Source organism: Zunongwangia sp. SCSIO 43204, from assembly GCF_019904275.1.
Taxonomy (GTDB): domain Bacteria; phylum Bacteroidota; class Bacteroidia; order Flavobacteriales; family Flavobacteriaceae; genus Zunongwangia; species Zunongwangia mangrovi.
The window spans coordinates 3,983,738-4,009,445 of the sequence record NZ_CP063204.1 but is presented as its reverse complement, the minus strand read 5'-3'; the positions used below and the strand labels follow the sequence as shown (position 1 = coordinate 4,009,445).

24 protein-coding genes are annotated in these 25,708 nt (G+C 35.2%); 6 read left to right on the top strand and 18 right to left on the bottom strand.

What is annotated here, in order from left to right:
• Nucleotides 1-155: 155 nt before the first annotated feature.
• From INR75_RS17715 to INR75_RS17695, 5 genes are all read right to left on the bottom strand, one after another.
• A complete protein-coding gene (locus tag INR75_RS17715; protein ID WP_223089859.1) occupies nucleotides 156-1,769 on the bottom strand; it encodes a glycoside hydrolase 43 family protein in 1,614 nt (537 codons plus the stop codon).
• 399 nt (nucleotides 1,770-2,168) lie between these two features.
• Entirely contained in the window at nucleotides 2,169-3,503 is a 1,335-nt protein-coding gene (locus INR75_RS17710) for a TolC family protein (RefSeq protein ID WP_223089858.1), read from the bottom strand.
• Nucleotides 3,493-6,624 (bottom strand): efflux RND transporter permease subunit, encoded by a 3,132-nt coding sequence (locus INR75_RS17705; RefSeq protein WP_223089857.1) that lies wholly within the window; start codon nucleotides 6,622-6,624, stop codon nucleotides 3,493-3,495. Before INR75_RS17705 ends, INR75_RS17710 begins: the two co-directional genes overlap by 11 nt.
• A 21-nt stretch (nucleotides 6,625-6,645) precedes the next feature.
• Complete coding sequence (locus INR75_RS17700; protein WP_223089856.1) at nucleotides 6,646-7,698, bottom strand: efflux RND transporter periplasmic adaptor subunit; 1,053 nt, start codon at nucleotides 7,696-7,698, stop codon at nucleotides 6,646-6,648.
• 22 nt (nucleotides 7,699-7,720) lie between these two features.
• The gene (locus INR75_RS17695; protein WP_223089855.1) at nucleotides 7,721-8,314 is read right to left on the bottom strand and encodes a TetR/AcrR family transcriptional regulator; all 594 of its coding nucleotides are present in this window, start codon (nucleotides 8,312-8,314) and stop codon (nucleotides 7,721-7,723) included.
• Between the two features lie 184 nt (nucleotides 8,315-8,498).
• On the opposite strand from INR75_RS17695, the gene INR75_RS17690 reads away from it, so the two are divergent.
• Nucleotides 8,499-9,038 carry a glutathione peroxidase gene (locus INR75_RS17690; protein ID WP_223089854.1) on the top strand — a complete coding sequence of 180 codons (540 nt, stop codon included), beginning with the start codon at nucleotides 8,499-8,501 and terminating at the stop codon, nucleotides 9,036-9,038.
• 66 nt (nucleotides 9,039-9,104) lie between these two features.
• Here INR75_RS17690 and INR75_RS17685 read toward each other — a convergent pair whose 3' ends face one another.
• Nucleotides 9,105-10,226 carry a hypothetical protein gene (locus tag INR75_RS17685; RefSeq protein ID WP_223089853.1) on the bottom strand — a complete coding sequence of 374 codons (1,122 nt, stop codon included), beginning with the start codon at nucleotides 10,224-10,226 and terminating at the stop codon, nucleotides 9,105-9,107.
• Between the two features lie 277 nt (nucleotides 10,227-10,503).
• Between INR75_RS17685 and INR75_RS17680 the strand changes: the two genes are divergently transcribed.
• Nucleotides 10,504-11,094 carry a hypothetical protein gene (locus tag INR75_RS17680; protein WP_223089852.1) on the top strand — a complete coding sequence of 197 codons (591 nt, stop codon included), beginning with the start codon at nucleotides 10,504-10,506 and terminating at the stop codon, nucleotides 11,092-11,094.
• A gap of 405 nt (nucleotides 11,095-11,499) precedes the next feature.
• Nucleotides 11,500-12,426 (top strand): hypothetical protein, encoded by a 927-nt coding sequence (locus INR75_RS17675; protein WP_223089851.1) that lies wholly within the window; start codon nucleotides 11,500-11,502, stop codon nucleotides 12,424-12,426.
• A 153-nt stretch (nucleotides 12,427-12,579) separates the two neighbouring features.
• On the opposite strand, the gene INR75_RS17670 is transcribed toward INR75_RS17675, so the two are convergent.
• From INR75_RS17670 to INR75_RS17615, 12 genes are all read right to left on the bottom strand, one after another.
• The gene (locus INR75_RS17670; protein WP_223089850.1) at nucleotides 12,580-13,161 is read right to left on the bottom strand and encodes a hypothetical protein; all 582 of its coding nucleotides are present in this window, start codon (nucleotides 13,159-13,161) and stop codon (nucleotides 12,580-12,582) included.
• A gap of 143 nt (nucleotides 13,162-13,304) precedes the next feature.
• Nucleotides 13,305-13,865: a hypothetical protein gene (locus INR75_RS17665; protein WP_223089849.1), complete on the bottom strand. Its 561-nt coding sequence runs from the start codon at nucleotides 13,863-13,865 to the stop codon at nucleotides 13,305-13,307.
• An 18-nt stretch (nucleotides 13,866-13,883) separates the two neighbouring features.
• Nucleotides 13,884-15,068 carry a TlpA disulfide reductase family protein gene (locus tag INR75_RS17660; RefSeq protein ID WP_223089848.1) on the bottom strand — a complete coding sequence of 395 codons (1,185 nt, stop codon included), beginning with the start codon at nucleotides 15,066-15,068 and terminating at the stop codon, nucleotides 13,884-13,886.
• Nucleotides 15,069-15,140: 72 nt separating this feature from the next.
• Entirely contained in the window at nucleotides 15,141-15,890 is a 750-nt protein-coding gene (locus INR75_RS17655; RefSeq protein WP_223089847.1) for a hypothetical protein, read from the bottom strand.
• Nucleotides 15,891-15,931: 41 nt separating this feature from the next.
• On the bottom strand, nucleotides 15,932-16,417 hold the full coding sequence (locus INR75_RS17650) for a hypothetical protein (protein WP_223089846.1): 486 nt from the start codon (nucleotides 16,415-16,417) through the stop codon (nucleotides 15,932-15,934).
• Nucleotides 16,418-16,642: 225 nt separating this feature from the next.
• Entirely contained in the window at nucleotides 16,643-18,055 is a 1,413-nt protein-coding gene (locus tag INR75_RS17645; RefSeq protein ID WP_223089845.1) for a serine hydrolase, read from the bottom strand.
• 28 nt (nucleotides 18,056-18,083) lie between these two features.
• Nucleotides 18,084-18,740 (bottom strand): DUF2461 domain-containing protein, encoded by a 657-nt coding sequence (locus INR75_RS17640; protein ID WP_223089844.1) that lies wholly within the window; start codon nucleotides 18,738-18,740, stop codon nucleotides 18,084-18,086.
• 56 nt (nucleotides 18,741-18,796) lie between these two features.
• A complete protein-coding gene (locus INR75_RS17635; RefSeq protein ID WP_223089843.1) occupies nucleotides 18,797-19,963 on the bottom strand; it encodes a nitrate/nitrite transporter in 1,167 nt (388 codons plus the stop codon).
• Nucleotides 19,964-20,249: 286 nt separating this feature from the next.
• Nucleotides 20,250-20,573: an acetyl-CoA carboxylase biotin carboxyl carrier protein subunit gene (locus INR75_RS17630; protein WP_223089842.1), complete on the bottom strand. Its 324-nt coding sequence runs from the start codon at nucleotides 20,571-20,573 to the stop codon at nucleotides 20,250-20,252.
• 49 nt (nucleotides 20,574-20,622) lie between these two features.
• A complete protein-coding gene (locus INR75_RS17625; protein WP_223089841.1) occupies nucleotides 20,623-21,834 on the bottom strand; it encodes a retropepsin-like aspartic protease in 1,212 nt (403 codons plus the stop codon).
• Between the two features lie 124 nt (nucleotides 21,835-21,958).
• Nucleotides 21,959-22,612, bottom strand: coding sequence for a hypothetical protein (locus INR75_RS17620; protein ID WP_223089840.1), 654 nt, complete (start codon nucleotides 22,610-22,612; stop codon nucleotides 21,959-21,961).
• Nucleotides 22,613-22,623: 11 nt separating this feature from the next.
• Nucleotides 22,624-23,097, bottom strand: coding sequence for an RNA polymerase sigma factor (locus INR75_RS17615; RefSeq protein ID WP_223089839.1), 474 nt, complete (start codon nucleotides 23,095-23,097; stop codon nucleotides 22,624-22,626).
• 191 nt (nucleotides 23,098-23,288) lie between these two features.
• On the opposite strand from INR75_RS17615, the gene INR75_RS17610 reads away from it, so the two are divergent.
• From INR75_RS17610 to INR75_RS17600, 3 genes are all read left to right on the top strand, one after another.
• Entirely contained in the window at nucleotides 23,289-24,191 is a 903-nt protein-coding gene (locus INR75_RS17610) for a GDSL-type esterase/lipase family protein (RefSeq protein WP_223089838.1), read from the top strand.
• Nucleotides 24,192-24,419: 228 nt separating this feature from the next.
• Nucleotides 24,420-25,229, top strand: a complete 810-nt coding sequence (locus INR75_RS17605; protein ID WP_223089837.1) for an alpha/beta hydrolase — start codon at nucleotides 24,420-24,422, stop codon at nucleotides 25,227-25,229.
• Nucleotides 25,230-25,257: 28 nt separating this feature from the next.
• On the top strand, nucleotides 25,258-25,704 hold the full coding sequence (locus tag INR75_RS17600) for a PH domain-containing protein (RefSeq protein WP_223089836.1): 447 nt from the start codon (nucleotides 25,258-25,260) through the stop codon (nucleotides 25,702-25,704).
• Nucleotides 25,705-25,708 lie beyond the last annotated feature (4 nt).

Below are 25,708 nucleotides of genomic sequence, written 5' to 3'. Positions count from 1 at the left end.
TCTTAAGCAGAAACTTCAATAATTAGAAAAACGGCATTGTTGGAAAGCGCTTCAAATTCAATTAAATCTGTTTTCCAAAAACAAACCAGAAAATCGATGCGTAGAAAACTAAACTCTAGGTTTATAATTTTTCAGGTTTCAACCGCGATTAAATCTTAATTCTTTTCAATAGTATAAAAATCGAAATCTACATATCCTCCCGGTTGCTCTGTAGCATAGTTAAATAAGCCGTAGCGATAGCCCATAAAATGTTTTGTAAAAGTGTAAATCATCTGTAGAGAATCTCCAATCTTCTGCCAGTTTTTACCATCGAGGCTGTAATAAAATTCAGCTTTATCTTTAGTGAAATCGCATGAAACTTTAAGAAAAACCTCGTCGTTGTTAAGCGGAATACTTTCTACAGCTTCAAAATGCTCACTTACGTTACTCATCATAACGATTCCCTGTTTTTTATCTTCATTTTCGATTCCTAAAATCGACTTTACCATCACGATAGATGTTTTTCCGTTTTCCTTTTTAACACCTACGTAAGCATATTTATTCTGAAAAGCAGTTAATCCAGCAACATCGCCATCCTTCATATTAGCGACATTTATTTTGGTGGTCGCAGAACTTTTTGGTCCTATAGTTCGCTGTGTTAAGGTATTTTTAGCCGACTGTAAATTAGGGTCAATTCGGCCGGTAGTTATTCGTAAACGTCCCGGATTTTCTAAGATTTCCCAATGATCATTATCTGGATTGTGATTCCATTGCCAAACTAACGGAAGTTTAGGATCGCCAGGTTTACGCTCAAAATCATCTGAAGCAACAATCGCCGGCACTTTAGATTTCTTATTCGGTAGATTTAAAGTCTTTGGTACTTTTCCATTTTCACCCAAAACCGGCCAGCCATCTTTCCATTCTACGGGAACCAGATAAGGAATTCTTCCTATGCTTCCACGATCTCCAAAAAGCATCGCATACCAGTCGCCGTCTGGTGTATTCACAATACCTCCCTGTGCGACATGATCGTCTTGCAAAGCCAGGCGACCTTCGTAAGGTCCTGTAATTTTATCGGCTTTATGAATAATAACGCTGCGTGCCCATTTGCTTTTGGGCGATGCGATATGAAAAATGTAATATTTGCCATCAATTTTAAATACCTGTGAACCTTCACCGGGAAGTCCGCCAACTTCATCTTCACCAAAAACCATATTCACATTTTCAATAATAGTTTTTTGGATTCCGCCGGGTTTAATGCCAGATGCATCAGGCAGTAATTCTATCAGTTTAATTTCTCCACCACCATAGATCATATAGACTTTTCCGTCGTCATCAAAAAATAGCGAATTATCATGCAAAACCGGCTCAAAAGCATAGGATTCCCAATTCCCTGTTTCAATAGAATCGGTTTTATAAACATGGGTTTTTCCGGTAGTGGCAGAAAAAGTAGATACATAAAAATAACCATCATGATAACGCAAACTACTCGCCCAAGAACCTTTTCCGTAGGCTTCTTCGTTATTTTCCAGATTCATTTTATCATTTTCAACAAGGCGATCATAAGCATAACCCGCCATTTCCCAATTTATAAGATCCTTAGATTTCATGATAGGAAGTCCCGGGCTCATATGCATCGTAGTACTGCTCATATAATACGTGTCCCCAACTCTAATGGTACTTACATCTGGAACATCTGCAAAGATCACTGGATTTTGAGCTGATTGGGAATAAATATAAATAATGTTGAAAATTAGTAAGCTGAAAAAAATGACAAACGAGCGTTTCATAAAATTGCTAATTTCTGCGGAATAATTTTTAAGCCGAATCTATCATTTGTAGATTTTAGAAAGCTGAAAATTTAGTCCTATTTGATCTAAAATTAGGTAAAATAAGGCAGAATTTTTTTGAAGCTAGACTGCAAACCATGCTATAAGGCTAGTTTGAAACAAAACGTAAAGTTTTTGATACTATGAAGAAAGGTTTTGGTGTTCTACACTGCCGAAATTTATCCAAAAATGAGCTGAATTCTTCAAAAAATGCTATTCTATTTCTTGAAAAATAAAAATTTCAAACTTTAAATGAGAAAATATCAATTTATTTCCGAAGAAAAATTAAACAAAGCAATACACCGAGATTCGATAAAAACAGACTTTATTTTTATCGAATTTCGGTGTAATAAAAATTGGTTATTTTGAACTGGAAATCTCTTCTAATTCTGGAGCTTTAAGTTTGTTATTTCTGTACAGGTATACTATTTCTTTACTTTGGTAATTTGCGAAGGCATTTACCAGTTCTGTCTTTGCTTCCTGCTGTAAACGCTGTGCATCAAGTAGGTCTGAAAGATTGTTTAAACCGCTGTTGTAATTATCCCGGTGCACTTCTAAATTTTCTGTAGCATAAGTCAGGTTTTCTTCGGCAAATTCAATTTGTTTGTAGGCATTTTGCAAATCGTACCAGCTTTGCATAATGCCAATCGTAATTTGATCCTGAGCTTTCTTTAACTGGTTTACCGCAATTTCTTCTTTAATTTCTTGTTGCTTTACTTTTTGTTTTTCAGCACCCCACCATGCAGAAATCGGGATCCGTACAAGACCAAATGCCATTGGTTGAATATCAGAATCCAATCCTGTACTAAAAGTGCCGTATTTTACTGCATTTACACCAACCGAAACCTGAGGCAGCATTTCAGCTTTGGCCAGTTTTGTTTGTAATTTTGAAGCCTGAATTTGTTCATCCAACAATCGATAATTAGAATTTGCAGATACATTTGTGGTATGCTCGTATTTTAATTCTGGTGGAATAACCTCATGCAAAGTATCTACAGCCACAGCGGTAGTGTCGTAATTTAAGCCTGTGTATAAGGCCAGATCTAATAGCGCTAGTTTTCGCAAATTAGAAAGTTTACTTTCATTAAGTAAAACTTTACTTCTGTTTACTTTTACCTGAAGTAATTGATTTTTTGCGATCAATCCGGCATCCAACAAATCCTGTTGTTGTTTCAAAAGCTCGTTTAAATAAGCCTTAGAAGCCTTAACTACTTTTTGTTGTTCCTGCAATTGTACTAGTTGCCAGTATTTATTTTCAGTAGTTAAAATAACCGAATCTATAGATTGCTCTGCTCTAATTTTATTAGCTTCTACCTGTATTTCTGCAAGTTTATTTGAATTTCTAACGCTACCACCGGCAAAAACAACTTCAGATGCTGTAGCCGATGCCAGATATACATTATCAATTTCAGGAATTCCCAGCATTGCGATGGGATCTATAATATTATTAAAAGCATAAATAGCGCCACCTAAAGCTTCAATGTTTGGGAAATAATGGGCTATGGCTTCTTTTCGTTGCGCGTTGGACTCTTCGATTCTAAGATTTCCGTTTTTAATATCGTGACTATACTTTAGTGCAGCGTTTTTAGCTTCTTTCAGCGTAATTTTAGTTTCCTGCGCATTGCTGGTATAAGTAACAGCTAAGATTAGAAAAACTAAAAGCTGTTTTTTATGTATCGAAAAATTAGTCTTCATTTTTAAGAATTTCAGGGTTAAGCATTTTCAGTTTTTTTTCTTCAGTATTTCTAAAGAACATCCAGTATAATGCTGGTAACACATAAAGCGTAAGAACCATCGAAATCATGAGTCCGAATGCTATTACGGTTCCCAATGGTCCCCATAAACTCGATCTGCTTATAATCATTGGAATTACACCCACTGCGGCGGCAGATGAGGTTAAGAAAATAGGTCGCATTCTTCGTTGTGCTGCTAAAATAGCGGCATCTTTAACACTGTAATTTTCTTTAAACCGAAGTTCGTCTGCAAAATCGATTAGAATAATTCCGTTTCTGACTACAATTCCGCAGAGTGCCAAAATTCCCAAAAACGAAGTGAATCCAAATGGATACTGCATTAGCATTAATCCTAGGGCAGCGCCCAAAATACTTAGCGGCATCGTGATAAAACTAAGACTGGCGTGTTTTATAGATTTAAAATGCCAGATAAGAATTAGGAATATCACCAAAACACTAATCGATAGCGAAATTCCCATTGGTACGAGGTTTTCCTGTTGCATTTCGAATTCGCCACCATAATCTACTCTTATCGAATTAGGAATATCAAGATTGTCGATTTTTGGTCTTAGTTTTTCTAAAACCACATTGGCAACAGCACCTTTAGTAATATCTACTCTAACCGTTAAACAGCGCATCCCGTTACGGTGTGTTATTTGCTCTTCCTGCCAGCCGGGCTCTACGTTTGCCACCTGCCTAAGCGGAACCATACTTTGTGTTTTTGCTGAAAGTATAGCAAGTTCATTAAGATCTGCTACGGTTTGAGATTTGTTATTTTCAGCCTTAATTTTTACCTGAATCGCATAATCTTCATCGTAGATCTTTGTAGCGTTTAGACCTTCCATATACATGGCAACAGTGTTCGCGATATTCTCTTTGCTTAATCCTAATTGGGCAGCTTCATCTTTTTTAATGTCGATATTTATGGTTTTCTCCATTTCGCCAAAATTGGTACGAGACCAAATGGTTTGCGGAGTCTGCCTAGCCAGATCGATGATACTGTCTCCATAAGCACGAAGCTGACTAATATCATTTCCGTATAAACGAATCTCTATAGGCGCCGGCTTGTTAACCATATTTAGCTGTTTCATCCTGAAATAAGCATTGGGAAACATCTTTGCATAATGCTCGTCGTAATCTTTCAAAACTTCTTCAGTAGCATCTTCAGAAGCAGTGGTTACCAGAATTTGGGCAAAGTTTTTAGCCGGTAGGTTAGGAGCGTAAACCATGTGAAAACGTGGTGAGCTTTCGCCAATAAAGCTGGTATAGTTTAAAACACGCTCATCGTCTTTAAGAACTTTCTCTTCAAATTGGCTTACCACTTTTGCAGTTTCATCTAGATTGCTGCCTTTGGCCAGGTAAACTTCTATCGCAAATTGATTTCGTTCAATAATTGGGAAAAGTTCTCGGGTTAAGCTTGAAAACAAAATGATTCCCAAAATAACAGATGCCAGCCCAATAGCAAGGTTTAATCGATAGTGCTTCATCGCCTTTTTAAGTGAAGCATTAAAAAAACCTTGCAAACGATCTAACATCGATTTTTTATTTTCTTTGTCTGCTTTTTTGTCGCTATGAAGTCCTTTTTTAATAAAAACCGTATTAAAAAATGGAACGATTAAAACCGAAATTGCCAGCGATAAAAACAACGCGATCATAATCGTGAAAGGGAAGGTGCTTAAAAAGTCTTTTGCCGTACCACTTAAAAAGAATACCAAGGGTAAAAATGTTGCTGAAATCGCTAAAGTTGCCGTAAATACTGAAGGGAAAAGCTCTAAGGCACTGTGATATGCCGCTTTCCAAATCGATTCGCCTTCATCTAATTTTTCAACATGATTGTCTATAATCACAATAGGATCGTCTACCACGATTCCTAAAACAATAATAAGCGCTGCAAGCGTTACCGTGTTTAATTCCATTCCCAGCATATACATTACGGCAAGCGTAGAGGCAATGGTGATGGGAATGGTGGCCGCAGCTACAGATGCGACTCTAAAAGGCAACAGAAATAAAGCGACCAAAATCACGCCAATTAGCGCATAACCAAATTCTTTCATAAAATGCCCAATAGCGCTATGGACTACTTCAGGCTGATCTGCAATTTTCACAATTTCGATATCTTCAGGCAGATTGCTTTCGATGGTATGTAAACGCTCTTCGATCTCTTTCCCAAACTGAACGATATTATTCCCTTTGGCCATCTCTAGAGTAATGATCATCGCTTTGGTACCATTGGTTTTGGTAAAAGCATCTGGATCTTCGTATTCCCGTTTAACTTCAGCAATGTCTTTTACTCTAATTATGCTTCCGTCGTTAGTGGTGCGCACGATTTGATTGGCAACATCAGTTTCATCCTTTAAAAATGTATCAATGTGAATTGGCCGGTCAAATTCATTTCCCTCTAAAGTTCCGCCGGGATTAACGCTTCCCTGTTGCTGCAAACTTTGCATTAGCATTCCCGGGCTAATCCCATAAGTTGCCAGTTTGTTTTGATCTGTATAGACCGCGATTTGTTCTGTTAAACCACCATCATGGCTAATTTTTGCAACGTTTTCTAATTGTCGCAGGTTATCTTCAATATCTTCTACGTGATGTTGCAGGTCTTTATAGGGGCGGGAAGAAGATTGTACCGCGAGGATCATGGCAGCGGTACTTCCAAATTCACTATTTACCAGAATTCCGCGGACTCCCGCTGGCAGTTGTTGTTGCTGAAAAACTAATAAGCCGTTTTTTAATTTATTCCAAAATTGTTCGGTTGCGTCTTCATCTACGCGATTGGCAACTTCAACATAAATATACATGCGGCCATCCTGAGAATACGAATAGGTTTTGGTTTTGTCTACTTCATTAAAACTAAAAAGATACTCTTCAACTTTGCTGGTAAGTTCTTGTTCTACTTCTTCTGAATTTGCTCCCGGATAATAGCCAATTAATAATCCCTGCCTAATGGTAAAATCTGGAAATTCATTCCGTGGCATATTAAATAAACCAAATAGTCCTATAGTTACCAGAAGAAGAGCTACGGCAAGCGGAAATGATTTATTTTGCATTGCCCATTCTATGATAGAATTGTTTTGCTTTTTCATAATCTAAACGAGTCTTTTAAATTATTGGGCAATTTTAATTGGGGTATTATCGGTAAGTTTATGATATCCCGAAGTAATTACCTGGTCTGAAGCTTTTAAACCTGAAGTTATGGCAATGCCATTGCTGTAAAGTTTTCCTGTGCTAACCTGCTTTCGTTTAGCTTTTCCGTTTTCTGCAACAAATACAAAATATTTGTTTTCTTCGGTTACTGAAACTACTTCAATAGGCAAAATAATTTCAGAATCATCTGATTTTTGATTTTTATTGAAATCGATAAGGGCTGTACAGGACATTCCTGGTTTTATTGATTTCTCTGGATTTTCCAGAAGAATTTGTGCGATATAAACCGGATTTTGCTGATTAGATTGAATGGAAATTTCAGCCACTTTTCCGAAGAAAAAGTCATCACCCAAAGCATCGATTTTCACCTTTGCGCTATCTCCCTTTTTTAGTTGATTTACTTCAGCATCTGGCACGGGAATAGCCGCTTTTACGGTATCGATATTTAGTAATTGAAAAACAGGTCTGCCCGGGCTGGCCAAATCGCCAGATTCCATGATTTTAGCACCAATATAACCACTAAAAGGCGCATATAATTTACTGTGTTTTACGTTTTGAAACGCAGCATTTGCAGCTGCTTTTGCTTGATTGTATTTAGATCGCGCTTCGATCATTTTAATTTCAGCAATGCTTCCTTTTTGGTACACTTCGTTTATACGTTCGTAATTTTCTTTGGCAAGATCGGCCTGCGCTTTACGAGCTTCATATTGCTCTCTATAAGCGGTAGCGTCTACCTGGGCTAAAAGCTTACCTTTTTGTACAAAATCGCCCATTTCGGCATTAATAACTTCAATCGTTCCGCCTATTTGAAAACTAAGATTCACTGTTTTGCTGGCAATAATTTTACCTGTAAAACCAGTGTTTTTGGTGTTTAGTGAAAGTGAATTAGCATGTTCACTAATTGTAATCGTCTTAACAGCGATTGGTTGGATAGCAACAGATTTCTCTTTCTCGCCACAACTAATGGCAAGCAAAGCAAGAATCGCAAACAATGTGGGACAAATGTTACGCATATTAAATTAGATTAGGATAAGTTTAGTGTTGAAGTCCTTTGATCATTAATTGATTAATCCACTCTAATCGATCGAACATATCGTTAGAAAATCGCTGATATAGAAAAATTTCTTTTTCCAGGCTATCGGTTGCCGTTACCAGCGCAAGTGCCAAAAAATTGATGTCCTTTTTGGGAACAGGTTTAATCTCCTGCTTTTCGATCGCCCAGTGAATACAATCTTCGATAATGCTAATTTCTTCGGTTCTAATACCGTCTAAAAGCTGATATAAAAAACTGATGTTTTCTTTTAGATCTGTGAGTAGATAGGTGTAGGTGTTAGAAAGTGAAATTAGATGTTCTAGTTTTATCTTTCTATAATTAGAGAGGTTTTTTTCGATGCTGAATTCCTTTGAAACATTTTCTGAAGTCTCCTGAATTCGTTTTTCATATTCATTCTTTACAAAGGCTTCGAAAACTTCATTTTTATTCTTGAAATAATAATATAAAGTACTTCGCCCTTTTTCTGAAGCCTTAGCGATATGATCCATAGTCGCTTTTTTATAACCGTGATCTCTAAATACAGTTTTGGAAGCTTCTATAATCTGCATTTTTACAAAATCTTCTTTAGAATTCATATTTCGACAAAAATTAAAATTATGTCTAATTTTAAACAAAATTACAATTTATGTCTAAAAGTAAATCTTTCTAAGTTGTTAATTCTTAGTCTGAACGTCTAAAAAAGTGAAAAGTAGATGCAGAATTTTAAAGATTGAATTTTAAAATAAATACTTACTTTAGGCTGAAATTAAAATATAGAAAATGAAAAGATCTTTTTTAATACTTGCTTTGATGTGTATAACAAGCCTTTTCGCTCAAAATGATAAGACGATTTATCAATTCGAGGTTGAAGATATAAATGGTGAAACTTTCGATCTAAGTTCGCTTAAAGGGAAAAAGGTTATGATCGTGAATACGGCGAGTAAATGTGGATTTACACCGCAGTATGCCGAATTGCAGCGTATTTACGATCAATATAAATATGATGACTTTGTAATTATTGGATTTCCATCTAACGATTTTGGAAATCAGGAGCCGGGGAGTAATGAAGAAATTTCAGAATTTTGCCAGAAAAATTACGGAGTAGATTTTCCCATGATGGCAAAGATTACAGTGAAAGGAGAAGAAAAGCATCCATTGTATCAGTTTTTAACCGAGAAATCTAAAAATGGTTTTAAAAATTCTGAAGTAAAATGGAATTTTCAGAAATACCTGATCGATAGAGACGGGAAGCTTGTCGCTGTAAAAGACTCGAATGTGGTTCCAAGTGATAATTCGATCTTAAGTTGGATTCAGAAATAATGCTGCTTAAAATATCTAAAAACAAAAAAGGGTAATCAATCTACCCTTTTTGTTTTTTACTAACTTTTATTGCTGTACTAAAGTTATACTCATTGTAGCATATTGCGCATCAGATACACCTTCTGCACCTGCGTAAACATTGGTAGATCTACCAAAATAGCCTTCGCTAGAATTATATTTAACCCATTCTCTTCCTTGCACATTGATAGTATAAGTTGTTCCTGCAACCATACTTACATTTGCTACCATGGTGGTATTTTGACCCAGGCTGTAAAATGTATTTCCCGGGAACGATTTTGATACTGAAGTTATATATTTTTCTTTAATAACATTGTTATTGACCATAAATCGAACAGATCCCTGGCTGGCACCATCTTGATAATGCGTAACACTATGACGATGGGATGAGCTATAACTTGTGTTTTCAGTAAATGTTGTATTTGTTGGTGCTCCAGATGCATAATAAGCGCTGATAATAAATTGGAATGTTCCTGTGTATGGAGCTGTAAATGTACCGTTTAAGCCAGATAAATTTACATATTCCCTGTTGTTAGAACTTGCTCTTACTTCATTGGTTTGATTGTACTCTACAGAAAAGGTATTATGCCCAGAACGCACCCATCGGCTACCATTATAATAGTAAAATCCCTGGGTAACATCATTTGTAGTTTGAGTATTAAAAACAAGTAATCCAACTGGCGGGGTTGCTGCCATAGAAGAAACGTCTGTCGTGCTCGACAATGCTACCCGGTTAATTAAAATTCCTTTGTTCGTAGATCCCAGATCCAAGGATGCTGCAGGATTTGGTGCGCTGTTATTAATCCCAACAGAACCTGTAGCCTGAATATTAATATCGTCCTGATAGGTAGGATAAGTTGGTGCGCCGTCATTTTCTATCCCAATAGTTAAAAGTCCGTTTTCATCAGTAGAGCCATTTCCACTAGCATTATCCTGGTATTTAATATATCCATAATCGTTTCCAGGATTAGCGGCACTTTTAAAAATTATCGAAGATTCGCCACCGGCGTTGGCATGCTCTAATACCATCGTACCGGTGGTAGGAGAAGCTGCAGTTCCATTTTCCTCGTAAACATGTAAAGTTCCCTGAGGGTTTGATGTACCAATACCCACCTGGGCATTAAGGCTTAAAGTCAAAAATGGTAGGGTAAAAAAGTAAATTTTTTTCATTTTATTGTTTAATGCTTGTTAATGAAGCAAATGTAGTCAGATATTTACGAAGTATGGTAATTTTTAGGAATATATTAATGAAGTGTCGATGATTAGCATTCTAATTGAGATAATCTGATTTTCTGCTTTTTAGCTATTAACGTCGAATTACCAAAATACTTAGTCGGTTAATTTTATTTCACTATATTTAGATAGATAATTAGATAATTTTTGGCGCCAAATTGCAACAATATTTTATGCCTATCGTCTATTAATAAATTCATCAATCAATCTGAATATGAAAAAGCTCTTTTTTATCATTGTTTTACTATTTGCTATCAACCTTAAAGCCGAATCCAAAGAAGTAATTGCTGAGGTTATTTTCGAGAACAAGACTGATCTGCCTATCTCTTCGGGAACTTTTTTTATTACTGAATTAGATAAAGAAATTAAAATCACTTCCGCAGAAAGTTTTAAAATAACATTACCTGAAAAAGGCAAATATCAGTTTGGTTTTTATTCTGAAGATTTTACCAGTTATACGTATTATCCTGCCAGAATCACCTCTAAAAAGAATACCATTACCATAAGGTTAGAACAGAAATCCACTACTGAAACTGCATTTAATTATAGAAACCTGGCAAATTCTGGAGATCTTGGTGTAGGAATGAACTTTATCTATAACGGATTAAATAATAATCCTATCGATTTTTCTGAATTTACCGAAGCTTATGGTGTGGGTATGGTTACTAAAAATTGTGTCGTAGACCCAATAACGATGAAGCGTGTTACCACACATAATCAAAAAGTAGTAGAGTACCTTATCAAAAACTTTGGTGAAGAATGGAGAGATATTTTACCTGCAACTCCATTCGGACTCAAAAAATAGTAATTCCAGTAGATTTTATTATTAAAATTAGAGCTAAGCATTATACTGATATTCGCTGATTTTTGCGTTAATTTTTAGTGGTAAAGTCTGTTGTCGCTTTGTGTTTTTCGTATTACTTTACTGTTTGGGCCACCGATACCGAAGGGAACATGATTGGTATCCATTCCATGAACTAAAAAAGTACGGCCAAAATCAACAATATCAGCACTATGTTTTCTTTAAAATTTATAGCATATTAACCAGTTTCAATAATATGTAAGCAGTTTAAAGGAAGCACAGTCAACTTATGCTTTAAATATTCTAAATTGAAGATTTTGTAAGTTTTTGAGGAGCTTTATTTTAATTTCTTCGGAAGAAAATAAGTTTCAGAAACAACGAATTTAAACTGAAATTAGATAAATATTCATGGCATTTTTAAGAATTACTGGTCTTGTATTTTTATGCGGAATTACTCTTTCCTGCGGAAATAAAACGCTTACTACCAAAGCTCAAAATAAAAACAGTGCAGCAGTTTCAACTGAAGCAAAAACACTTCAGCTGTATCGTGAAATGATGATTGCTAATCCGCCAGATTCCTTAAAATTAGATCCTTTTTATAAAAAATATATCGATGCTTTCGGGATTCCGGTGGTGTCTTCAGAAAAAGTTCCAGATGATGCGCTTGCTGTGGCCCGTGATATTGTAAATTTTATGCTGATAAAACGTCCTGATATACGGCAGGAACTTCAAAAACGCGGAGCCCGAATTTTAATTATGGCTGAAACCGAAATGGAAACCGATCTACCAGAACGCAGCGACTGGAAAAAGCCGGCAATAGACGATGTTCGGTTAACGCCGGGGGAACGTGACAACTATAATAAACCAGGCGGAATTGGTAGCCAAACCGATAAAGAATATTGGAACAAGCGTGCCCGTGGAATGGGCGGAACGGTAACAAGTTGCGCCGAGGAAAATTTATTGGGATACCCAGATACGCGATATTATGGCGAGAATATTCTGGTACACGAATTTAGCCATAATATGATGGGCGCGTTACGAAAAACAGATCCAAAATTATATGCTGAAATTGGTAAAGCTTACACCGCAGCCAAAGAAAAAGGATTGTACAAAGGCCAATATGCCATTAACACCGTAGCCGAATATTGGGCGGAGGGGTCGCAGTGGTGGTTTTGGTCTAATTACGGGTTTTATGATGGCGAAAAATATATCGTATCGCCTAGCGATCTGAAAGAATATGATCCTGCACTTTACAACATTTTGGCTAAGGTGTATCATGGACATCACATTCCGGCAGATGTTTATTATGCGCACAATAAGGAACCCAAATCTTAAAATTGTTCGATAATTGAGATTAAATGCAGCCAGGCTTACCTTGAAACGAAGATAATTTTCAAACAAATGTTTCTTAGCCTTCTCCTTAATTAGTCTACTTCTAAAATTCTGGATTTCTGGTTTCTTTAATTCAGTAAAAAATCAAGTCAGAAATCATATAATTTCAGTAAGAAATACAATTCCGAAGATCCAACCCAGGTAAAGAAAAGTGTAGGATAATGAGTAAGCTACTGCTTTGGTAAAGTTACCTGAAGTCGTATTAGCATGTTTAAAAACCTGCCGCAAGGCTCTAAAGAAAACCCAGTAGAGCATCATGATAATGATAAATAGCGAAAACCAAAAAATCGCTTCCAGCAAGAGCATAGCAACAAGAATTAAAATGCTCATCACGATCCAAAGCAGGATAGAAAGTATTAGTCCGCTTAAGCCATCTCCCACATCAGTTTCTGAAGAATCGAAGCCTCCCGGTGCCTGATAGTTGAAAAGAGAACCTTTGGTATAATTTCTATAATTAGGAAAATCATCTTGTAATCCTAGGCCTTTGTATAAACCATAAGTCATAAATGCGAATAGTAGCGTACCAATTATCGAAAGCGAAATATAAAAGTTATTGGTTAGTGCACGATTATAATTAATTCCCGTAAGCCAAACGGTCACAGCGGTGACGGCAATAACGATTAGGGAAATAATAAAAATGGTTTTTCCTTTTAGATAAGGTTTTTTAGATGCTTTCATTTTGATTGATCTAACTAAGATAGATGATTTTTAGAAAAATATAAATTTTATTGGCACCGCCAAAGGGTATAATATCCCCGAGGCTTACCTTGAAATTAAAAAATTATTTTTAACGAATGCCTTATGGGCTTACCCAAGGTAGTTTACTTAAACAATCGTGTCCAGATTTTTTTGAATAAGTTTTTGAAGGTTTTTTGTTGTTGCCAGTAATCTTTATAAACATATATGCTCATCCATTTATGACTTTCTTCGACAGCCCAATTTTCCAAATTTTTCAGGCTTGAAGCTTCTGCGTAGAAAGTTTCATTTTCCGTTAAAAAATTCTCCCACGAATAATAAACTAGTGAAAAAGGATCCAATCCATAGTCCTCATTATAACTAAGAAAAAGCTCATAAAGTTGCTTTAATTGGGCGTAAATATCATTCTTGGCGATGATCTGTTCCATAAAGTGTTGAATATGCTTAACAGGATCATCTTTTTCTTCTTCTATGGCTTCAGGAATCCCTAGATCGTTTAGAACAGCACTCACGTAGTTTTTGATTTCTTCAGAATCTACTGGTTTAGAAAATGAAGCTAGCATATAAATATTGTCAGTCTCAAAACCATTTTTTAAAAGTTCAATAGCCCAATCTACTGTAATATCGTGGTTAAACGGACTAACAATTTTATGAAACTTTATACGATGTGAAAGATCTTGATTCATGCTTAACTAGATTAAAAATCACTCCTTTTCAATTTCACTTTTTACCAACTCGATAAGCGCTTCTCCATGAATATTCTTAGCAATAACGATCCCGTTTTTATCTAAAATAAAATTTGCAGGGATTGTCCTGATTCTTATTTTTTTCAGGAAATCTGTATCGTCACCCTGTAATTCTGAAAGTTGAATCCAGGCATCGGCGCCATCGCTTTCGGCCGCCATCTTCCAGGTTTTTTCGTTGCTTTCTAACGCATAAGCGATTATTTCTAAACCTTCGTTTTTATATTCTTCGTAAAGCGGAACCAGGACTTTTCGATTTTCTTTTCGGCAGGGAACACACCAGGATGCCCACAGGTCGATAATCGTTAATTTTGAACCTAAATTTTTGATGATCGAAAGACTGTCTTTAGTGATCGATGGCAGCATAACTTCAGGAAATGTATCTCCAATTAAAACCGGTAAGTTTTTGCGGGAGCTCATTTCACATAGCTCATTTAACCAGGAATTATCAATATTTTTTTCTTGCCATTTTTGGCATTGTCGCACTAAAAATTCAGGAATACGTTCAAAATCATTTTCTGGGCTTACCCAACGTAAAGCCTGCATTGCGGGCAAAAAATGCTCGCTGTTATTAGCGAAATTTATCAGTTCTTTTTGATAATTTAAGATCGCTTCCTCTTTCTCGAGCAACTGGCTGCCATCTACTATCTGCCAGGTTTTATTGGCCAGATATTTTTGATAAGCATTGTTTTTTAGATCTCTAAGTTGAAGCAAGGCTTTATTTTCTTCGGAAGGATTTTCGATGGAAAAACTTTGTTGAAATTCGTCGAAATTCGCCGCTATTTTTATGGATTTCTGCTGAAAGATCACCGGCATATAATTGGAAGTTTTTAGATCTTCAGAAATTAAATAATTTGGCGCTTTGCCGGAAGCCTGAAGTACAATTTCAAATAATCCTGAAGCCGAATTCCCTGAAAATTGCTGAAAGCTAAAAGAACCATCTTCAGCAATAGTGGCCGAATCGATAACTTTTCCAAAAAATGAGGCTGCAACCTCATTTAACTGTTCTGGCCGAATCAAATAAAGCTTATAATTTGAAGGTGCATTTTTTATCTTTCCGGTAATTGCGACATCAGTCGTGCAACTAGCCCAGAACGATGAAAAAATTAGTACTGTAATTATCGATTTTAAGCAAATTCGATTCATTTTTTGGAAGTCTAAAACTTGATGCCAAATTAACTAATTTCAGTAGTAATCAATAAGAATTATTTTTCAGATTTAATTTTTTAGTCCGCCGCCAGGCTTGTGAGTTTTATTCCATTCTTTGTAAAATTCAACGAATTTTAGATGATCTTTTATCGCCAGCTTTTCAGGATCAAATTTTTTAAAATCAAAATCCCCGAATTCTATTTTTTCTAATTTCAGGATAAAACTATCGGTTTTATATTCGGCGATCAAACCGGGAAGTGTGGCGTAAGCAGTTGGGCCACCAACAAAATCAATTTCAGGAATAAACCAGCATTCTTCAGGAATAAATTTTTGATATTCTTCGTTTTGGTTAAGGATTTCTGGCAGCGCCAAAATTGCGGTATATCCATTTATTTGTTTCGAAGTTTCTGTAATACGCCACTTCACATTATCTGCTGCAACCTGCCTGGTAAACTCCAAAACCCTGGGAATGTAATACGATTTTTTCTGCTGAATGTCACTGGCGATAAATTTACTGTTTATGATGCTGGTTTGAGCAAGATTGTAGGCCGTTTCGAAAAACTGAAGATATTCAGGCCATTCTGCCGTAACCTGGTACTTTTTGTTATCTGAAATTACGATGAATTTAATTTCGGCCGCCGCCTTTTTATTCTGAAAATTCATCTGGTCGACCATTAGTTCGTAATCAAGATTTGGAACCGAATCTGGCGAAAATAAATCAGTAATTACTTCTGCGGAATACGTCGCTTTTATTTCCTGACCAAAGGACGGAGTCGCTAAAAATGAGATGCAAAAGATTAAAAAGAAGCTTTTTTTCATATAAAATCGTGATGATTAACTATTTCATTTTAATTGATAGATCATGCGATTCTTTTAGTCTGTTTTTTAGAAAGTATCTTTAAAAAACGGTCGATTCTGCCTTTATTTTCCTGTTGTAACAGTGAGGGATATAAATTCATTAAAATATTGACCAAAATGATCCAAAGTGAAAATAAATATTCCGCTCTAATTACTTTAATTATGGCAAAGATCATTACAAATAAAAAGCCGATAAAATGACTAATTTCGGCAATAGTCATTTCCTGTCTTAATTCGATTAACTCTTTAGTGGTGGCTTTAGATTGTAACTGCAGCTTGGGATTAAAAAATTTGAAGAATGTGTTTTTTACGATCCATTTAAAAGCACCCAAACCAATGAATTTATTCAGTTTTCTACTTTTTACCAGGCTAAAATTAGATAGTTTTCCGTAGAATTCCGTTTTTCTGAGCGCCGCATTTACGATCATCCCAACGATCCAGGAAATGAAACAAATAGATATACTAAAAGTGATATATTTCAAAGTCATCGAAAGATCAATCGAGGTTAAAACCCAAGGTATCTAGTAGCTTAGGTTTTACTAAATTAAACAATCTTAGGTCTAAAAAGTAGAATTTTAGATTGAAAATATATATTTTTCTTTTGAAAATGGTGATTCAGATTTTATTGAATTTCAGCTGTTATACAGAATAAACAGAAAGAACTTTATGCAAAATAGCATTGCGATTTGAGTTTTTCCAATTGGCCAAAAGGATTAATTCTGACGCAATTTTCTGCATCGCTCTATACTTTTCAGCAAAGTTTCTTTTTCAGGATTAAGTTCGTAAGCTTTTTGATAAGCTATTTCAGCGTTTTTGTAATCTTTTAATTTTTCTAGATTTTGGCCTTTAATGTCCCAAACTTCCCAGTCTTCGGGTAATTCTCGGGTCATGATCTCGCTTAATTGCGCGCTTATTTTCCAGTTTTTATTTCCGAAGTTAAGCCGCTCTAACCAATAAATATCTAATATGTTGCTTGGATTTTTCTCATTCTTAAGCTTATAATATTGTCCAACCAAATCATTAGTTTCTTTTCTTTCTATAGCATCGGCAAGGTCGTAAGCGATGGTACGATTGGGGTGATTTAATTTAAATTCAGGATAAATGATCTTTAAACCAATATCATCAACCAGACTAACCGAATTAGAAAGCGTCACCACACCAGTTTTCGTATTCTTATTGTAAGCAACAAATGAAGTATAGCCACCTGTGCCACCATTGTGCAATAAAATTTCTATAGAATTTTCTGGTTTTAAAACAAACCAACCGTTCTTATAAAACAGGTTGTTTGCACCTAGATCGTCGATTCCGGTCGCATGCAGATTTTCAATTTTTGGTGCTTGAAACTGATCGTTATTTTCTTTCTGAAATTTTAAATAGCTAACAAGATCTTGCGTACAACTTATCAAACCACCAGCATACCGGCTAGGTCCTGTAAATTTCCAGTTTTTATTTTTGGTGCCAATATTTGTGGGCTGCACCAGGAGTTTTTTATTTACAGTAGCATGTTCTAAGTGACTATGATACATTTCACTATCCTGAAATAATTCACCAACCAGATCTGGAAAATCACTTACAGTTTTCTTTTCTATAATTCTTCCCAAAACACCAAAACCAAAGTTAGAGTAGCTCCAGGTTTTACTTGTATCGATTTTTAAATTATTTAGTTCGGTTTCTAAAAGTGCATTACTGTAGCCATTAAACGGATCAGACCAATCTTTAGGTGAAAATTGTTCAGATAATCTTGGCAAACCAGATTTGTGATTTCTTAGCTCATTTACTTTTACAAGCTTTAAATCTTTATTTTCGATATCTGGAAAAAAATCTGCGATCGATTTATCAAGCTCGTCTCCTAAATAAATTTTAGCAAGCCAGGCGGTAAAGGTTTTTGTTACTGAACCAATTTCATAAAGACTTAAGTTAGTAGCTGTCTCTCCAGAAGCATCAATTTGCCCGTAATTAAAAAACTTCGCTTCTCCTGAAGGCAATAATATGCCTATTGAAATACTCGGATTGATCTCAAGTTCTGTACGTCGTAAAATTTCATTTTCGATGGAATCTGAAATGATCTGTTGACTAAATACAAGGTTAGAAACAAAACCGAAAAGACCAAAAAGTAATAACCGCATTCCCATTTAAATTGAATTTTAAGTTAGCTTAATCTACCGCCGCGTTTAGAAAATGGTTAAAAGGAAGCTGAATTTTATAGATTTTCAGCAATTGTTTTTCAAGATCTTTCTGCGCCCAAAATTCGTTCGAAACAGGATGGATCATTGCGTAACTTTTATGCTTTAGCAATTCGATATCTTTAAATTCTTTCGGAAAATCCTTTGGAGCTCTTTTTAATTTTTCGCCATGAATATCAGGGAAATAAGATTGAAATTGGTTGTTTTTAATGATCTTTTTAAAATCTTCAGGATGATCATAAATATGCTGTCGAATCGCTTTTAAATTTTGGGAATCAGGTTTGTAAATTCCGCCGCCAATAAAACAGTGATCGGGTTCAATATGCATATAATAGCCTGCGTGTCCACTTTGACGACCATCTTTAGCGAAAAAAGCGCCAAAATTAGTTTTGTAAGGCGCTTTATTTTTAGAAAATCGAACATCTCTATAAATTCTGAACATGCATTTTTTAGGATCGTCTACATTTATTTGTGGATCTAGCGCTTTTAACTGTGGTAAAAAGTCTCCCAAAAATTGTAGAAACTCGTCCTTAGCTTCTTCATATCTTGATTTATTGTCATTAAACCAATTTCTATTATTATTGATTTGAAGATCGATTAAAAAGTGAAAAATTTTATCAAAATCCATAGTTGTAGCTCCTTTTAGGAAGGAAAGTTACCATATTTTTTCAGCAAAATTCTGCTTCAATCAAATTTCTTCCAAAGCGCGATTAAGCCTAAAATAGGACCGATAGCCAGAATCATAAAAATAGCGGTGCTATTTGTTGTTTCAGCAAGAAAATTCAGCAATAAAATGCTAAAGATTGTTATAGAATAGCCAAGACAATTTACGATAGTTAGTGCCGTTCCTTTTACTTCTGGATCTGCATTTTTCGCCACCAGAGTAGAGAATAAAGGTGAATCTGCAACCACCGTAATTCCCCATAATAAAAGAAAAGCGATAAAAATTTCTACGGAATTTATACTGAAGAAAAGGGGAGAAGCAAGGCAGCAAATTCCTGAAAGTGCTAATGCTGAAATTGCCGTTTTTTTAGTTCCAATTTTTTCAGCAATAAACCCACCCAAAACGCAAGCCAATCCGCCAACTCCAATAATCAAAAATGACCACAGCGGAAACTTGAAGCTGGTTTGGTGAATTTCAGCATATAATTTCAGCATGACTGGAACAAAAGCCCAAAAGCTGTATAATTCCCACATATGTCCAAAATAACCAAAAGCTGAGCTTCTAAAGTTTTTATTCCTGAAAACCTTTAAAAATGATTTTAGATCTACAGATTTACCGGCACTTCTAAACGGCCCGTCTGGTACAAAAAACTGAATTAAAAGTCCGCCTAAAACGGCCAAAATCGAGGTGCCAATTAATACCGATTTCCACGGAAGATTAGCAGTTAGACTTTTAAGTAAATGCGGAAAAGCGGTCCCAATTACCAACGCACCGACTAAAAACCCCAGGGATTTTCCTAATCCTTTTTGAAAATAATCTGTAGCGATCTTCATGCCTATGGGATAAATACCAGCTAGAAAAAAGCCAACGAAAAAGCGTAAAAGGAGTAAAGTTTCTATCGTATTTTGGGAATAAATACTCGTCAAATTAAAAAGTGCTCCGCCAAGAGCACTAAGAAAAAATACTTTTGAAGGCGAAAACCTATCGGCAATGCTAAGAATGGCAAAAAGCAGCGTCCCTAAAATAAACCCAAATTGCACCGCAGAGGTTAATAAACCTAAAGTTTCTTCGGGTAGTTGAAAGTCCGTAATAAGATTAGTCATCACCGCGTTTCCTGCAAACCAAAGGGAAGTACAGCAAAATTGAGCAATTACGATAAGCGGAAGAATTCTCCTTTTAACCAACATGTATTTTTATTGTTGGGTAAAGATATGCATATTTGGTATGTTAGAATTTTGGATTTTTAGTAAGTTGGAATTTTAAATTATTGCCTATTGTCTACTGAGACTGCTCACTGAAAAATACTTCTCGATACATTTTATTTTTTCGCTGCGCTACAAAATAAAACACTCGAAGTGACATTTTAAGATATTAGAATCTAGAAATTAGAGTTTAGACATGAAATGGTAATGCTAAACTATTTTCATTTTTACTGTAAACTGTAAACTGTAAACTGAGACTGTATACTGAAAACTACTTAATCAATTCAATTTCTACGATTTCGTCACCGGTTTTTACGATATCACCTTTTTTACATTTCCATCGCAGAATTGCATTTTCGAAACTTTCTAATTCGAAGCTTAAGCTTTTACTTTCCAAGGAGCAAATAACCTGTCCCTTGGCTGCTTTTCCTTCATTTTCGATAAGAATTTCGGAAACTTTGAATTCTGATTCTCCTTTAATTTCTGGAGCGGTAATAAGCGCTTTTTCTCCGGTTGGTGTTAAATTTTCGAGGTGTGCGTTAATATTGTTTCTCTTTTCTGAAGAATGAAAGAGTTTGGCTAAAAATTTAAGCATTATAGTTGGTTAGGTTTTACCTAAATTATATGTTTTTTAGATATATTTTTCAAGAATTGATATCGATTTTATGGATTTTTAGGTTCACTTTTTTACCATTTTGAGAAAGTACAAGATCTAAGGAATTCTGCTTTTGCAAGGATAGCCATTCGTTCTGCCAAAAATTTAAAAGGGCTTCTTTTGTTAATCCTGAAAGATCCTTTTCATTAATGCTTTGCACCACAGCACCTTTTTCAATTTTGTGTTTTTTATTAAAATCCTTTTCGGCGTTATAAACTTCTAATTTTTTGGATTGATAATTCGGTTTAAAAATGAGTTCAAATTGAGCAATCTCATCATTTGGGGTTGATCTATTTTTCTTTAAAAAAAGATGATGATTTTTGAAGTCTACGGTAACTAAGTAATCTTCAAGAAACCTATTGCCTATAAGCTTGGAGGTACCCACTTCATTTTCAGCATCAATAATCTGGTTTTCCAGAATCATGTCTCCAATTTTCACTGTGTTTGCTATAAATCGATAATCTGTGGGTTGATTTTTCAGATTTAATTCTAGTCTCGATTTTTTATGTTTACGAAGTACTTTTTTAAGATCTTCAGGGTTTGCTACAAATTTTCTACGGCCGTTTCCGGTATCAAATGCAAATTGAAATTCTTCATCTTCGATGGTTAAAGCGACATTTTCAGTTCCCCAGCCACTTTCCTTAAGATGCATATTTATTTTTTCTGTGTTTTCATCTAGTTCAAACTTCTCGATATTATTGGCTATTCTAAGAAGTTTTTTCTTATAATCGATCTGCCAAACGGCTTTTTTAATTAAAGAACTTCCAATAATACCATCTAATTTTTCAGCAAAAACCTTTTCTGAAAATCCCATATCCATGCCAATCGCACCAGTATTTACGAAGTGAATTCCGCCTATTTCGATGTTTTTAATGGAAACATAATTCACTTTCCCATTATTTATAACAGGACCAAAAACATCTGCATTACCTTCAGAAATCGTTTCAAATTCTTCTAAAACAGCTGGGTCGATCACGCTAGCTTCAGCGCCAGTATCAAACATAAATTGGTATGTTTTATCGTTCTGCTCGATATCGAGTATAATATAATGATCGACGTAATGAAAAGGAATTTCAGCAAAAAAGTCGGTTTCTTTGGTCTGTCCCTGGTTTGCCCATTCTTTTAATTCTTCGTTATTCTGTGCCATTGAGATTTGAGACACCGCTAAAAGCAAAATCAGGAATAATTTTGTTTTATTCATTTAAAGTTGATTGTAAAATTGGAGTTTATATTGCCAAATATAAGTAACTCTTTCGGATAAAAATATTATCAGAAATGTATATTATCGGATTTTTACTGAAGTAAATCTTTAGAATTCTAAGCTATCATTCAAAATCTTCAATTTCAGCTAAAAATGATTTTGCTTCTTCGATCTGGCTACCATTGCCCTGTAATAACCAGTTTAAGTAATTTTTGCCAGTATTTTTTGATTTCAGTTTTGCTGAAAAAAACAAAGCTAAAATTTGAAGAATTATGGTAATTCCTGCAAAGATCCATATTTGTTGTAGCGAAATAAATTCGGTAGCGTCAAAATCGAATAAAACTTTTAGCACAAAAATTCCAACAAAAGGACTGAAAGGTAAAATAGCTGCCGCGATCTTTAAATTAATTAAGATTGAAAGTTTAAGTTTTGAAAGTTGTTGCTGCAATATGGTAACAGGTTGCTGATAATCTAGACTCAAAATGCCATGTAATTGTTTAAGAGAAGAAAATACAAAAGCAAAGCTAAAAAATAGGATTATGCTGGCCGAAAATGCGAAATACCAGATTTCTAAATTATCAATAAGAAATTGCATGGCATAGCAAATAAGCAGACTAAAAAATAACAGGCTGCTAATAGGCAAAAAAAGCAGGTGATTAATTTTTGACTTTGCTTTATCTAATTTGAACTCTTTTAAAACAGCTATGTTTAAACTTCTTGAAGCTTCCAGTTTTTGTTCCTGATTTTGCCAGGCAGCTCTTAATTGTTCGATATCCATCACTTTATTTTTTAAATTTCTTTTTTGATTCGGTTTATTTTAGTACCAACATTTGTTGCTGAAATTCCTAGAACTGCCGCAATTTCCTGGTGAGTTTTATTATCTAAATACATGATCATTAAAGCCTTGTTTAAAGGTTTTAATTCCTGAATAAATTGGTTCAGTTTCTTAATGTTTTCGTCTTCCTCGGTTTTATTTTCTTCCTGAATATGAACAAGTTTTTCTTTTAGCGGAACAAAATATTTCTCCTGGGTTTTTATTTTTCGGTTATACGAAATCACTACGTTAAAAGCGATTTTGTACATCCAGGTGGTAATTTTTACAGCATGATCAAATTTTTCATAGCTCTTTAAAAGATTAATGATGATCTCCTGGATAAGATCTTCCTGTTCTTCAGGATAATAACTATAGGCATTTACAATCTTAAAAATGAGGTTTTTGTTTTCTTCGATATATTGTAAAATGTCTTCTTTAGCCGATTTCATTCCCCGTTTTTCTTAGGTCTTTGTATCATTAATCGTTTCTAGTTTTAAAAATCACACTTTTTTCAGAAAAAAATCAAATAAAATAAGCTTTGTGCGGTGTTTGGCTTATAATATACTTTCTTTACAAAAGGATTTCAGATAAAAACATATTTTACTTAATTTAGTTTAAGGTTTTAGCAAAATTCATCATCATGAAAAAAATAATCTACGGGCTGGCTTTAGTTGCCGGTTTTACAAGTTGTCAGGAGACAGAAGATTTAACATCGAAACTTTATTCCGCTCAGGATGCTGAACATTTTACGATTTCAGGAAGAGTAGATAAAAGAGATTCATCACTGGTAATGATTAGTCCGGCTTCTAAAATTGCCTTTAAAAATACACAAGATGATACTTTGAGTGTTTTTTCTAAAGTAGACGATCCTAAGCAATATGCATTTTGGGCCTTGGCTATAAACGGAGAATATAAAGGAAAGAAAAGAGTAGAGGGAGACACCTTAAACGAATTAAAGATTCCAGTTTCCAAAAACGATACTATAATCGAATTATATAAAGCTACCGAAGCAAGTACCGGGAATTTAGTATTTAGTGGTTTAAAAGCGAAAGAAATTGCTGAAGCTCCTGAAAAGCCAGATCTTAAGATCGAATTTATAGGAAATTCCATCACCTCTGGATTTGGAAATGACAATAAAGAATTTCCCTGTGGTGAAGGTTCCTGGTTCGATGCGCATAATGCGTATTATTCTTACGCAACGATTGCCGCAAATCGATTGGATGCCGATTTTGTATTGTCCTCAATTTCTGGCTGGGGAATGTATAGAAATTGGAATGTTATGGGGCCAACCGTTCCCGATGTTTACGATAACTTATATTTAAGTACAGATTCTCCTGAAACCTACACAGCAAAGGATTTTAATCCAGAACTTATCAGTATCAATTTAGGTACCAACGATCTTTCAGATGGCGATGGCCAGCATGAGCGTTTAGCATTTAGTGTAGACGATTATGTTGGGGCGTATATAGAATTTGTTCAACATCTTATCGATACTCGTGATAATCCAAAAATTGCCATTTTAGATAGTCCTATGATCTCATGAGAAAAGGAAGAAATTTTACATCGCTCATTAGATAGCGTAGCTTCTTATTTTGAAACTAAAGGCAAAAAAATCCATGTTTTTGATTTTGAACCTATTCCTGAAACTGGATGCGGCGCACACCCTTCGATAGAAGAAGATAAAATGATGGCAGATCAAATCACGCCTTTTTATGAGGAAATTTTAGCTGCTGAAGAATAGCCTCGAATTAACTTTTTTGAATATTAAAAGATGAACTTAAAATTAAGTGCGCTTCTTTTATTGCTGTCATTCCAGGTTTTTGCTCAGCAATATAAAGAGGAAAAGGATATTCAGTATTACGAAGATCCAACTTCAGAATACATGAAGCAACAATCTAAACTGGATATTCATTTTCCAGATTCAGATAACAATAAAAAATATCCGGTGATCGTTTGGTTTCATGGTGGCGGATTAACTGGTGGCTCCAAAGAAATTCCGAAGGAATTAAAAAATAAGGAAGTTGTAGTGGTAGGTGTAGGTTATCGATTGGCGCCAAAAATTAAAGCTGAAGAAACCATAGATGATGCAACTGCTGCAATCGTCTGGGTGTTTAATAATATTGAAAAGTATTATGGCGATACTGAAGAGATATTTATTTCTGGACATTCGGCAGGTGGGTATTTGGCTTTAATGGCAATAATGAACAAAGAAAATTTAGCCCAATACGATATTGATGCTAACGATGTGGCTGGATTAATTCCGTTTAGCGGGCATACCATTACGCATTTTACGATTAGAGATCAGCAGGGAATTCCCGGGACACAGGCGATCGTAGATAAATGGGCGCCTTTATTTTATGTTAGGAAAGATGCACCGCCAACTTTATTGATCACAGGAGATCGTGAAATGGAGATGCAGATGCTTGGGCGATACGAAGAGAATGCTTATTTCTATAGAATGATGAAAGTTGCCGGGCAAAAAGAAATCGATCTTTACGAAATGAATGGGTATGGCCATAACATGGTTTATCCAGCTTTACCATTATTGTTGAAATTTGTAAAAGAAAAATCCGACCAATAGTAAAAATTTAAAGACCCCAATTGTAATCATGAAATTTAAAAGCCGAAAAGATTTCTTTTTCTTAGCTCTTAGCTTTGGTTTTACCACGCTGGTGTTTTGTGCTTTTGCTTATCAGTTTTACTATTCTCAGGATACCCGAAACCAAAATTTTATTGTAGGTGATGTTTTATTGATACTTATCGCTGGACTCTTACTTTGGTTGAATTTTGGAACAGAATACGAGCTTACACCAACTTATTTTAAATATAAAAGTGGCCCGCTAAAAGGAGCGATTCCGCTAGAGAAAATAACCGAAATTGTAGAAGGTAAAAGTCTGTGGATAGGTTTAAGGCCAGCAACCGCAAGAAAAGGACTAATCTTAAAATATGATATTTATAACGAGTTGTATATAAGTCCGCGTACCAACGAAAGTTTTATCAATAAGATATTGGAGCTAGACAGCCAGATTAAAGTAACATCTTTGGGAAAGGAGTAAGGGA